We start from the raw sequence: 13,290 nt of genomic DNA, 5'->3' as shown, positions 1-13,290 counted from the left end.
GGGTATGAAGCTCAATTCAAAGTCTCACACATCCAATGTCTTGCGTCTAAGGTCTATTTCAAGGCATTTTCCTCAGTCCTTCCCATTTTACATTCCATTTTCCATTGTCAGGGAATCCCGGATTGGCCCGATCTGGTGCTCCTTCCCACCCCGCCGCCATCATGGCCACCGTTGTAAGCAATCCACCATTTCCTGGCAAATAGATCCTTAAGCGCTTATCTTGATAGTTATGGCCGTTTGGTAAATAGGTATTCTTTTCTTTTCCCATAAAAAGGGCCTCCAAAGCTGTTTCAGGCATATTGAGTCTTGCGGCACTCATGGCCATCATCGGGTAATCCCAGCCCCAGGTAGAATCCCAGTTCCATATCTTCAAAATTTTCTCCAATGTATTCTTCATAATGACCGTATCGATCATATCGGTCTTTGGTAAAATCCCATAAGCCCCCAAGACCACCGGGTGGTCATGCAGGTAAAAATCATCTTCATAAGCCCTAGGATGAGTGCTGCTGGGCAGATAAAGGCTGTCCTTGATGGCCAAAGGAGCCAAATTATCCAAAACTTCCCTCCACTGAGGGTTTTCTTCCATGCCCAAACGCTTTTGCCAATCCAATGCTATATTCAAACCATAGTGCCAGTAAGCCAACTCAAAAGGAGGATCATCAGTAGCATTGGCAGGAAATAGCTCCTGAGCAGGTATCAATGGCGCTATCAAATGGTATTTGCCATCCTTTTCGCTCTCCTTTGCAAAGGATGCCATAAATTCAGCTGTTTCGAACACAAGCTCCTTGTATTTCTCCAAAGTGGCCTGATCCTGCCTATCCTGATAAAGTTGCTCTACAAAATACAAGATATGGGGCTGCTGCCAGATCAGATAAGACGCCACACTGGAAGGGCTTTCATCCCCATATGGATCGGTCATTTTTTGCCACCTGGCTCCTTTAAATCCCTGACGGGCTGCAGTGGCCTTGGCCTTCGCCAATGAACTGAAATACCAAGGCAGGCTTTTTTCCATTAATTCCACACGGTTCCAAAGCCCAAAATGTGCACCGTGCCACCAATGCATTTCCATATGGAATTTTCCATACCAGCTGTTCATGGTCAAGCCCGTCTCCTGTGGAGGTAAGGAACCCGCACAATTGACCTTGGTCAGGTATTGGGAAAGGACCACTCTTCTTTCCAGCTCCTCTGCCCTCTCATCGGTACATTCCGAAAAATCAATCACCCCACCGGATTGCCAAAATTCTTCCCAACCTTGACTGCTGCTATTTGCAGTAGCCTCAAAATCGGGCAATATTTCCTCACCCTCTTTGGAAAAAAGGGCCGTAAATTCCAATGTTTCCTGTCCTTTTTGTGCATTCAACAGAAAAGAATGCTTTGCTGCTGTTTCAAAAGCGCCATTCCCTTCCCAGCTAATATCCGTTACATAATTAGTGCTATCCAATGTTCTGGAAACCCTTACTTGACTTGGCCTTTTTACCTCTACATATGAAGTATGTTTATCCTGCTGGCTCCAATCGTACCCAGGACAAACATGACAGCCCGATCCATAGGGGAACCTGAATTTCACTTTCAATTGACCACTTGCCACCAAAGGAGAACTGATTTTCGCCGCAATTCCATCTTTTTCCTGATGGGCAAAAAGTTCCACTTTGACAGGTTGGCCCTCCACTGTATACTCGCTGGTGATCTTTCCATTCCATAAATCCAATTCCTGCTGTATATCTTCCAGATCATCCACTTCCACCTTACTTCCATCAGATTTTAATATCTCCAAACCAATAATGCCCAAATGCAGGCGATGTGGACTGGTCCTGAAATAATCGGTGACTTTCTTTTTTCGTCCCTCTTTCCACTGTACCGGAAAAGATATCACCTGACCAATGGCTGAGGTATCATATCTTAAGATCTCTTCCCATTCATAATTGTCCGGATTGGGAAAAGCATGCCAGCCCCATTGGCTTTGTGTACCAAGGGACACTCCCTTTTCATAATATTCCGGAAATGTCTGCAGGCCGCTGACATCCACCGTATAGGCAAATTCCCCATTGCCCACAGAAAGAGAGGCTAAAGTATCTGGTTGAGTCAATACGACATTATGCCTATTGACCAAGGAAAAACGGTCTATCGGCGTGGATCTCTGCTCCCCACTTTCTTGGGGCATAGAGCATGAATAAAAAGTTAATCCAGCCGAAAATACCAGACTAAATGTTTTGAAAGAACGCTTCTTAAATAATTTGATCATATGGGTATTATTGAAATTAATTTGCTTCAAAAAAAGATAACTACTGCGAATAAAACCGACTCTCACTTCTCCTGTCCACCGAAATCCTTTCCAGTCATATTTTTTTAAGGCAGTAAAATCCATCAAAATTGGTTTCCATTCCAACTTAAAGAACGATCCTCTACCAGTCCATTAAGATAATTTTCCAATGCTGTATAACCGTTCTTGTCTGTCCGGTTTCTATCATTTGCATCCTTCGGGTCCAAACCATTTCGCTTCTCATACTTGTCTGGTATTCCATCGCCATCGGTATCTTTATGAGCTTTGCCTCCTTTAACTTTTCCTGGGCCTTTCATTGGAAGCTCCATTTCATCACTGATCGTTTTACCTGTTTGTCCCAAAGAAACCAAGTCCTTGATCAGGAAATTGTCTACTTCATCCCTATATAATGATGCACCAACTTGATCCACGACTTGTTGATAGGCTTCTTCTGAATTGAGGACAGTCACCGCTGGATAGTCAAATGGTTCTTCCTTCCAAGTAACAGGCTCGTATACTTTTCTCTCCACTAGCTCACCATCCAACTTTCCGTTGAAGTTCCCATCATACCAATTGTCTTTGGCATAAATATGAAAGTTCTCATTGGAGCGGTTAAACGGTGGTGTATCTCCTGTTTCAGGACCAGCTATGAAATAATTGCCTTCAACATTTGCATAAGACTTACCTGCAGAGCCCCCTCCTTGAATATAACCGGCCACAGCCCAATTGTAGACGACATTATTGACATATTGATTCATGCCTTTTACTTTGGGATTTCTAGTGTGGTTATTGATCCATAGGCAAGCCAAAATAGACACCCCGCCATTGGGCTGAATCAAGCCTCCTGTAGAGTGTGTTTGCAAGCCCTGTCCGATGATAGAATGCTGTAAAGTAACATTTTGCACATCACCATTGAGATCAAAAGTCCCATCTCTGCCCCAAGTGATGGAAACATGATCAAAAATCATATCATGACCATGAGCTATCCCTATGGCATCTTTTCCCTTATCTCCCACCTTTCCCATTCTTACACGGATATATCGAGTAATGGTATTGTTAGCATCAGAATAGCTCAATCCATTTCCATAAATCGTAATGCCTTCTCCAGGAGCAGTCTGCCCTGCTATGGTAATATTTTCCTTCACCACGATCCTAGACTTAATATGAATCACTCCTCCTACTTCAAAAACAACTGTCCTATTGGACTCGCTTACTGCTTCTCTAAAGGAACCAGGACCGGAATCGTTTAAATTGGTAACTTTATAAACTTCCCCTCCTCTTCCTCCTGAGGCATATTTACCAAAGCCCTCTGCACCTGGAAAGGCCAATTGCTGACCAAAGCTAACTGTGGATGAAAGTAATGCGACAAGTAATAATAGTGGTATATTTTTCATTTTTTCAATGGTTTTGATATGTATTGAGTAAGGAATCGAATTCAGGATTCAAGACTCGATAAAAAGACAAAACCGGGCAACAATTTGCCCGATCCTGTACTGAATTAACAAACCCCAAGTATGAAATCAATATTTAAATAACGATAAAGGGCTTAATGGATCATGTGTTTGATTGGACATGAGTTGTGCCTCTTTTTATTTATTCAAATCGTAGTCAATAAACCAGTTCTCAGGTTGCATAAGTAGATTTCTGATGCTTTCACTTTTTCCAGAAGGATACTTGGCACTTACTCGGTCAGCCAGCATACTTGGATCATTCCATCTCTTGGCCATCCTGATCATGGCAAAATAAGACCTGGCCTCCCCTGCACTCTCCATACAGGTTTCTTCCAATAACAGGCTATCCAAACCTTTTTTATATTGCTCAATCTTTTCAGGTGTATCCAAGTCTTCCTTGCTCAGTCCCTCCGGATAAACCGGTCCAAGATCAATCCTTCTTCTCACGCCCCAGTTAATATTTATGGCCGCGTTATAGGTTTCATTATTCAATGGATAGGCTAGATTATCTTCATTTCGGGAAATATAATTTTGAACTCCATCATTAAGAAATGCTTCAGCTTCTTTGAAATGCTCCATTTGATTGAGCGCTTCAGCAATAAATAAATGGATATCAGCGGCCCTGTAAAGAATAACATGTACATCATTCTTGTGGATATTATCAGCGGTTTCGTGGGCGCGCGAAAACTTACGGACTACCCATTCACCATTTTGTCTCCAATAGGTATAATTTTCTCCACGATAATTATCACCAATCGTGATCCCATCTTGTCTTACCTGCTGCTGAAAACGCCCCATAGCCGCTTCTGTAGGACGTAAATAGTACTTATTGGGCTTTGTATTGGAGAAATAATCTATCAGTCTGTTAGTCTGTTGGCGTTGGTAATCAAAAGGAACAATATTGATCAGCTCACGGGTTTTAGTGATTGGATCTCGGTAAAAGAACTGAATCCACTCCCCGTTATAATCGTCATTGCCCAACTTATACCTTCCACTGCCCTGATCATAAATAAAAGACATGCCCAAACTCACCACTTGCTCATAATTACCATTCCAAAGATAGAGCTCAATGAGCAGCGGCTCAGGTGATGGACAGATCATATTCCAAGTAAGATCCTGTGCGGATGTACTCACACCAGGAAACAAAAGATCCGACCAAATCAATACCTGCTTACCATCAATGCCATTTACACCGCCTTCCATCAAGCTGATGAGTTGGCCGATAAGCTCTTCAAATTCCATCTTGGGATATTGGGACAAGTCCGCTTCTTCTGTCAGGGGTTCCTCCAAGTACACTGCTTCACCATAAAGCTTGCCCAACATCAGATAAGCCCATACCTTAAAGCGGATCGCTCCACTTACCAAGGGCTCAAAAACAGCATCTTCCACTGCATTCGGATTAGCCTGCTTGTATTCAAAGGCTTTTTTGATATAGTTGTTGGCATTGGAAATCACATCATAATATTCCCTTGGATCAGCCAAGCTGTTGTCTGGGCTGATGTTATAGTTATAAATTTCCCACAGTTCTTGTGGGGCGTTGTCCGTAGGTTCAAGGAAATCCCCTCTCAGCTCTGAAAGGAAAATAGCCTTATCTGCAACCGTCTGCACCTTGGCAGCGATGCCCATATATCCTGAATACAGTTCATTGGTATTTCCAATATAATTTTCCTCCAAGAGCATATCATCAGTATCAGTCTCAAAGTAGCTTTCACAGCTACCCAAGACCAATAAGCTCAAGATTAAGGTATATTTATAAAAAGCATTATACTTCATAGCTTCTGTCATTAAAATTGTAGGTTAAAACCGAATTTGACGGTAGAAGGTAGTGGCATGGCACCATAATCTACTCCTTGCCAGGCTGGCTGATAGGCATAAGACAGCACTGGATCCAACCCTAAATAGTCAGTAAATGTCAGCAGGTTTTCACCCGCCAAATACACTTCTCCACCTTCGAAAAAGCTCCACTTGCCCAACTGATAGCTCAAAGTGACATTGTTGAGGCGTAAATAAGATCCATCCTCTATCCATCGATCAGAGAACCGGCTATTGCCCATTGGATCACCGTAGTTGGCTTTGGGAATATCGGTCTGTTGACCATCCGTCTGCCAACGCTTGTCCACGGCCATTGACTGGTTTCTGAAATCACTTAGCGATTCCATTTCCCTTCGTACACCGTTATAAATCTGGTTTCCTGCGCTGAAGGTAAACTGAGCTGACAAGGACAATTTCTTATACCTTACTTGGGTGAAGAAACTACCAAAGAAGTCTGGAGAGGCATCTCCAATGATCGTTCTGTCCTGATCATCGATAACCCCATCCTGGTTCAAATCCTCAAAGTGGATATCTCCAGCATTAAATTGGTCTCCTTTATAATCTATCAATCCAAGCGCATCAGCCTCTTCTTGGGTGCTGATCACACCATTTGAGACAAAGCCATAGAAATTATAAGGATTTTGACCTATTGAAGATGAAACGGCCCAATTTCCACCATTCATCTCACGGATAAGAGTCCCTTCTGCTCCTTCCATGGCAGTAATCTTATTCTGGTTTTTATTGATGGTACCTCCTACGCTCCAGCTAATATTCCTGTTATCCACCAATCGCAACTGTATGGCTGCTTCAACACCTTTATTCTCCAACCTAGCGCCATTGATATACATCTCTTCAATACCATACACTGAGGAAATACTTTGAGGAAAAATCACGTCTGAAGAAATGGTATGATAAACGTTGACGCTGGCAACAAGCCGTCGGTCAAAGAACCCAGCATCTATGCCTGCATCCAAATTTTGGTTACGTTCCCTACCAAGGCTGGTATTGGCCACATTGCCGTTTACAATCCCTGCCAACTGACGGTAGGCCTGACTGGTATAAAACTGGCGGCTCAGGCCAGTAGGAAACTGGCTGTTACCCGTAAGGCCATACCCCACATGCACATCCAATTGGTTCACAACTTGGCTATTCTTCAGCCACGGACTGTGCTTTGCTTGCCATGTCATTTCCAGTCCTGGATAAACTCCAAACCTAGCCGCCTCAGCTCCTGTAGAAGAAGCGCCGTCTGCCGACATATTTAAGGAAGCAATCCATTGATTACCCATGGTGTACTTGGCATAACCGTAAAGACTCATCCAATTCCAAGCGTTATGATACCCAGAAAAGTACCTTCCCTCTGCATCTACATATGAAAGGGTTTTATAAAAATCTGAACTGGTATTCCTACCAAAACCTCCATCAAACTCATGTCGGGTCATTACACCTTGATAGCCAACGCCCGCCTCCAATGGATTTCCTGCCAATTCCTCTACAATGTCCGCACTGACCTTATAAAATAAATTGGAAACTTTACCGGTTCCTGCCCTAGCAGTATTAAGTGCCACTCCTTCTTCCTGTGGGGCAATGGTCTGATCTGAACGGCCAGGAATAAATGCAGACTGCCGCTTATAGCCGGAATAGTATCCAAATACGGCTTGCATTTTCGCATGATCGTTTACTTCGAAATTTAATCCTGTGTTCAAGAAGGCATCAAAATTATCCGATTCCATCTTAGTATCGTTCACCACTGCCAGCGGATTGGATACCCCAAACTGTCTAACAGCATCATAAGCAGGTAGCTGATTATTATATTCATCTTTCTTAAATGGGCTCAAGATTGGAGCCTTGTACAAGGACGCCATCAATGGATTAGTAGCATCGTTTAGGATCTGCTCATGCAATTTGTTATTGCCATAAGTCAAGCCCATGGAAGTCACCAGTTGGAACCGCTGACTCAGTTCAATTTGTGCATTTAGGCGAGTGGTATAACGGGTAAAATTGGTATTATCATAGGTTCCTCCTTGATTGCTGGCCCCTACAGACAGGTCATACTTCGCAATCGCATCCCCACCTTTTACGCGCAGATGGTTGGAAGTAACAAAAGCCGATTTATCGACCAGCTCCTGCCAATCGGTTTGATTGTTATAAAGGAAATTATAGTAATAATCTGGATCGTCGCGCAAAAACGGAAACAAGTCCAGCATATCACCCATATCTTCATAACGGGTAAGTCCCACATCTCCGATATAGCTTTTAAAATCATCCACACCCAATACCGGTAGGCGTTTATTATTATAGGCCATGCCATATTGACCGGAAAATTCGATTACCGTTTCCATATCCTTTGGAGAGCTCGTCTCGATCAATAAAACGCCATTAGATCCCATCGAGCCATAGCGGGAAGCAGCACTTCCTGTTACCAATTTGATATTGTCAATATCATCCACGCTGAGGACATTGAACATGCTGGGAGAATAACCTTGGATGATCGCAGAATTGTTCATATCTGGCAAGTAGGGCATACCATTGATGATGATCAGCGGTGCATTTTTACCAGTCAAGGATCGAATCCCCCGTAAATTTACCGTAGCACCTTCTCCTGGCATACCTCCTTTGTTGATGACATTCAGTCCAGGGAATGCCCCTTGAAGGACATCCTCCACGTACATGGCACTTGGCTTAAAGCGTTCCGCTGGCAATACTTCGCCCTTCATATTTCCTCGGGCATCACTTTTTGCAGGCACGTCATAATAGTCTGTCCGCTGAGGAATCAGGACAATTTCAATATAATCCCTACCTAACAAAGGAATCACCTGCTCTTGAAATCCAGGAGCCCAGACTGTCAAATTTCCCTCCAAATAGTCTATTTCTATACTGAATTCGCCTTGCTCATCCGTCTGCGCAGTACTTTCCTCATTCGCTATCGAAATGTAAGCATCACTGATAGGAGCATCCCCGTACGGGCTACTTACCTTTCCTTTCAGTACTTGCTGGGCATTGGCCCCAAAAGCCAAAACCATCATCACTGCAATCAGTAAGGCTACTTTATGTTGTTTTATCATTGTTCCTTCCATTTTCATCAATAGTTATTTTGGGTGGGTACAAGCGCCCAGTGATAAAGCTTCATCTCTTCTCTAGAGGATTTCCCTAATAAAGCCACCTCTATACGGATCTTAAATGTGCGTACTTCATCCCCTTCGATATTCACTACACCCACCAGGCCGCCTAGACCATCCCATTTGGTTCCTGAAACGGTATTGGTACTTCTGTCATAATTCCATGGTGATGAAGGCTCCACGTTTAACTCTGAAGCTACCAGTTGATCATCGATGTAGACATTCAAGAAAGGATGGTTCTTGGACTGAACCCCCATATAAAGGTTATATTCTCCTGGGGGCACTTCCACAACTGAGGCGGTGGTGGTACCATCATCATTTTTATCGAGTTTTACCGGTGTATAATCCACCGCCAAGGGTTGTCCTGGGATATCATCACCAAACAAGCGGAGAATGGTATACGTACCCGATACATTCAAGCTTGGAAAGGAATAATTGTCCGTACCCTGCGCCCTGATCTCTGTGGCATTGTGAAAGGTAAAAAGTGCATCACGTTGGGCATCTGGCACAAATTCGTAATAGTAAAACAATTGCTTAATGGCCGATATGTGGACATTGTTCGGAATCTTCAAGAAATTAACATCGTAGATTCGACCATTGCTCATCCTTTTGTATTGCGTATTGACCCCCTGGACGGACGTTTTCCACCGCGCGCCAAATGCTGAAATCAAATCTTCTTCGGAACCATAATCCTCTACTATATCATCATAGAAAACCGCATCCATAATCCAATTCCAAGCCGTCAAGGAATCCTCTCTGGTAAAAGGCTTGCCAAATTGGTCATAAAGCCCCTGAAGGTTCTGAAAGCAATTGTCCACCACTTGATTGCTGGGCAAAAACATAGTTACCTGGGAAAACTCTGACCTAAAATCAACCTCCTCAAAAATCGGGTTCTCAATTACAAATGCTGAATCATAGATTGTATTTCCAGACTTATCTACCCCAATCGGAACACTATTTTTAGCATCAAATACAGTATCATTAGCCGCAAATACAGAATCCCTGATCATGGAGTAATCATCTGAAAGCTTGAACACATAATCATAAATGCTCTCGTCTGGCACCATCAACTCGCTGATTTCATGCACCACTCCATTTTGGCAAAACTGATTTCCATTCGTTATGGTCGCATCTGCCACCATAATACTATTTTCCACCTTACGGGTCACAGGAATGTATTTCCCATTAAGGGACCTCAACCTCAGCCCATCCCGTAACTTGCTCATATCATAGGTCAAGTTGTTGATATGATAGCGTAAGACAAATTCGGAATCCAAGTTCATTTGGGCAAGGGCATCCATCCCTTCATTATTGACCACCCAAACCGATAAATATTGATCTCTGGTTAATTCCTCAGCAATCCCATTCACTTCCAAAGCTTCCACAAATTTGGCATAATCTGGATTTGATTTCAGGTAATCCAATAGGTTGAGTTCTGAAACCACTTGGGTACTTTCATCTGTACCAACCATACCATAGTGCTCATCCCAGGTTTCTTTACAGCCCATACAGAGTATGAGTACCAATCCTAATAGATATTTTAAATTCTTCATGCGCTTCATTTTTAGTCAACAGGTTTAAATCTAATGTGATCCAGTGTTAGTAATTCACCGTCAATGGCCACAATTCTTAGAGTATGGCTGCCGGTTTCATCAAAGGTGAATGAACTTGTCATTCGCCTCTCCAATGCCCTGTCATAGCGTCGATTGGATACTGGCCATTGACTTCCCAGTCGTTTTCCGTCCATCGAACATTGCAGGTAACCCGTGTTTTCTCTTTCTGTATAGCTGAGGTAGGTCATAGTGATTTCATAGCTTCCCTTAATCAGCACAGGAGTCTCCATCTCAATCCAACCGGATTGCCCCAAATCCAATCGGAGGTGATCGTGATTTACCGCATCAGCATACCAGATGCCATCAGCCCCACGGTTATTCCGATAAGCCACCGCATTTGGTCGGTATTCTGGTGTGGACTTCCACTTATAACAGCTCAATTCCTCTTGGGTAAATGTCCTCGTATAAGTGGAATTCAAGCTGCTGTTTTGGTATTGGTCACAAAGGGCTTGCAAGTCCGCATAATCCGTCAAATCCCAAATAACCGTCACCCTTTCCGGAGTGAACAGTGGCATCCAATGGTTTACCTCATGCATCACACCATTTTTGCAATTGATGTTTTCTTCAATAAACTCCACTCCTCCCTTAGCTTCTGCATCATAGTTCATCACCAGACTTCCGGAACGATCCGCAATGTTAATCAGCTCATTCGTCGCCAAAGTATTGATGTTCATAGAAGTCTCACCTTCCGGAAACTCGCCTAAATCCGCAAAGGACTTAACTTGCGATAGCAAGTGATAATCCACATACTTTCTCAAGCCATTTTCGCTGTCCGTATAATCATCATCTGCCACCTCCAATTTTGCAATCAGATCCTCCAAACTCATGATGCCCTCTTGGGCATACACCTCGTCAGACACCGCAAAAGCTGTCATGCGAATTCTGTATTCCAAGGGGTTGCCGCTGTTATCTGTTTCTTCGATCACAATAGTATTAAGGATCTCAGCTCTGCCTGTCATCTCCACTGCCTCCCGAAAGATCGAAAAACGTTCAGCTCCCAATCGATCCATTATAGTGGCCCTTACCGGCACAAGCACCTCTTCCAAACTATGGATAATGCCATTGGTCGCCTCGATGTCCAAGTCCTTGATGCGGGATTCCCCGTTGAGGAAAATGGCATTGAGGCCCCCTTCGCGGAATTCAATGGATAGATTATCATCGGTGGCATTGCGGTCATTGATCACACCATTTTCGAATTGACTTTGGCTGATTTTAACCTGGTTGATCGTGTGGTATTTCACCAAATAGGCAGCATCCTCTTTGGGGATGTCTGTTATACTGGACCAGTTATTGGCCTCCAAGTATTGCTGTACGCCTTCATTAATTGGCGCAAACACCGTATAGGTACTCTTAAGATTCAGCGTATTGTACATATCCGCATGTTGCATAAGTTCTACCCACATGGAAAATTTCTCCGGCTGGGATTCCAGTAATAAGGAAATAGGCAACTCTTCGTAAGCGGTAAATGTCGTCTCCTCATAGGGATCTGAACAAGAGACCAGTGCCATGACCAGCCCCATTAGGTATATGAAATAATTCTTTATAATCTTCATGGCGAGGTTAATTTAGGTTATCGTAATAGGGGTTTTGTTCCAAAAGCCTGTTAGCTGCCAACTCTTGAATGTGAATGGGCAGGTAATGGCTGTTTTCGTCCAGCAGTTTTGAACGTATGATGGGGGCGGAACTCGCAGGAGCCGTCAGCAGCACCTGAGTAATCAGGTAGTCCTTGTACTGATAGTCGTTTCTGCTCGCTACGCGAAGGATATCATACCAGTTTTTACCTTCGCCGACGAATTCTCTTCCCCGCTCTTCCATGACCAATTGTAACATTTCCAATTCTGTTGAAGCGGCCGATACAGGCTCTGAAATTTGGGCACGTTCACGTACCTGATTGATCAGCTCTGCAGCTTCTCCATAGCTACTAGCACCTTTCATTGCCATCGCTTCTGCCTTCATCAAATAAATATCCGCAATGCGATAAATGATCCAGTTTTGGTCACTGTAAACCCTAGGAATACCTGTTTCTGCCTCTGCTCCCAAGTATTTCCACACACTAAAGTCTCCTGCCAGGTAGCTTGATCCCTCTCCTCGAATATCTTCATCAGATTCTGATAATAATGCCACGGTACGCTCGGTAACATTATACCGTTGATTGGTCCCAAACCAGGACATCAGGTTATTCGTCTGGCCTTTGTCAAAGTCAAACTGGATTTCAAAAATTCCTTCATTGGTATTCCCCTCACTGAAGATCCTATACCAATTATTATTGTTATTGACCATTCCTTCCAGCAATCCCAGCTGACCACTGTTGATCACAGCATCGCAGGCTTGAATCGCCTTATCGTACTCTTCTGTCCATAGGTAAACATCAGCCAAGGTGGCGTAAATGGCCCACTTGGTAGCTCTTCCTTTAGCTTCCCAAACAGTCGGCGCCACTTCCTTGGCATATTCTACTGCACCTTCTAGGTCCACTTTAATCTGTCGAAAAATCTCGTTGGATGGTGATTTGGCTACCTCAAAGGCTGTCTGATCATCCATATACGGCTCTGTGATCAATGGCACATCTCGGAAATTCCTCACCAAATAGAAATAAGCCAATCCCCTTAGGAAATAAGCTTCCGACAGGTAAGACTGCATGACATTTTGATTGAAAGAAGGATCTCGTTCCACCACCTCGGGGCCATACTTGATGACCATATTGGCATAATTGATCACCTGGTAAAACTTATCCCACTTCACAAAATCATTCCCCGGAAGGATATCCCATTGGTTGATTCTAAAGATGTCTGCTAAGATAGCCCCACTGCCGGTGGTAAGGCCATTTCCTCGCATTTCACCCCAAACCAGCTGCTGCTCCATGGTTTCCCGAAGCCTTACATAACCGGCACCAAGTACCGCTTCCACTTCTTCTTTATTGGTCCAGTATTCATCACTGACCTGATTGTTTTCGGGCTGCAGTTCTAGCCAATCGTTACAAGAACTAATGGCAAATGTCAACACAGCCAGTAAGCATATATATGTCTTTCTCATGGTTACTT

7 protein-coding genes are annotated in these 13,290 nt (G+C 43.7%); all 7 read right to left on the bottom strand.

All coding sequences use genetic code 11. The features are described 5' to 3' along the window. Positions 1–58 precede the first annotated feature (58 nt). Complete coding sequence (locus tag H7U17_RS07175; RefSeq protein WP_230981307.1) at positions 59–2,365, bottom strand: glycoside hydrolase family 65 protein; 2,307 nt, start codon at positions 2,363–2,365, stop codon at positions 59–61. Beyond that, positions 2,365–3,654, bottom strand: coding sequence for a pectate lyase (locus tag H7U17_RS07170; protein ID WP_186755978.1), 1,290 nt, complete (start codon positions 3,652–3,654; stop codon positions 2,365–2,367). Before H7U17_RS07170 ends, H7U17_RS07175 begins: the two co-directional genes overlap by 1 nt. 195 nt (positions 3,655–3,849) lie before the next feature. Further along, positions 3,850–5,496, bottom strand: coding sequence for a RagB/SusD family nutrient uptake outer membrane protein (locus tag H7U17_RS07165; protein WP_230981305.1), 1,647 nt, complete (start codon positions 5,494–5,496; stop codon positions 3,850–3,852). After that, positions 5,496–8,585, bottom strand: a complete 3,090-nt coding sequence (locus tag H7U17_RS07160) for a SusC/RagA family TonB-linked outer membrane protein (RefSeq protein ID WP_230981303.1) — start codon at positions 8,583–8,585, stop codon at positions 5,496–5,498. The genes H7U17_RS07165 and H7U17_RS07160 overlap by 1 nt, the downstream gene beginning before the upstream one ends. Before the next feature lie 17 nt (positions 8,586–8,602). Further along, positions 8,603–10,192 carry a fasciclin domain-containing protein gene (locus tag H7U17_RS07155; RefSeq protein ID WP_186755977.1) on the bottom strand — a complete coding sequence of 530 codons (1,590 nt, stop codon included), beginning with the start codon at positions 10,190–10,192 and terminating at the stop codon, positions 8,603–8,605. Between the two features lie 11 nt (positions 10,193–10,203). Next, entirely contained in the window at positions 10,204–11,805 is a 1,602-nt protein-coding gene (locus H7U17_RS07150; RefSeq protein ID WP_186755976.1) for a fasciclin domain-containing protein, read from the bottom strand. Between the two features lie 7 nt (positions 11,806–11,812). After that, on the bottom strand, positions 11,813–13,282 hold the full coding sequence (locus tag H7U17_RS07145) for a RagB/SusD family nutrient uptake outer membrane protein (protein WP_186755975.1): 1,470 nt from the start codon (positions 13,280–13,282) through the stop codon (positions 11,813–11,815). Positions 13,283–13,290: the final 8 nt, after the last annotated feature.

Source organism: Echinicola salinicaeni, assembly GCF_014280965.1.
GTDB classification, from domain to species: domain Bacteria; phylum Bacteroidota; class Bacteroidia; order Cytophagales; family Cyclobacteriaceae; genus Echinicola; species Echinicola salinicaeni.
Note: the sequence above shows the minus strand (reverse complement) of the source record. Positions and strands in the feature narration are given on the sequence as shown.

Coding starts and splice junctions, on each gene's coding strand:
- H7U17_RS07165 (WP_230981305.1), bottom strand. CDS start 5,496: ATGACAGAAGCTATGAAGTATAATGCTTTTTATAAATATACCTTAATC.
- H7U17_RS07150 (WP_186755976.1), bottom strand. CDS start 11,805: ATGAAGATTATAAAGAATTATTTCATATACCTAATGGGGCTGGTCATG.
- H7U17_RS07160 (WP_230981303.1), bottom strand. CDS start 8,585: ATGATAAAACAACATAAAGTAGCCTTACTGATTGCAGTGATGATGGTT.
- H7U17_RS07175 (WP_230981307.1), bottom strand. CDS start 2,365: ATGGATTTTACTGCCTTAAAAAAATATGACTGGAAAGGATTTCGGTGG.
- H7U17_RS07145 (WP_186755975.1), bottom strand. CDS start 13,282: ATGAGAAAGACATATATATGCTTACTGGCTGTGTTGACATTTGCCATT.
- H7U17_RS07170 (WP_186755978.1), bottom strand. CDS start 3,654: ATGAAAAATATACCACTATTATTACTTGTCGCATTACTTTCATCCACA.
- H7U17_RS07155 (WP_186755977.1), bottom strand. CDS start 10,192: ATGAAGAATTTAAAATATCTATTAGGATTGGTACTCATACTCTGTATG.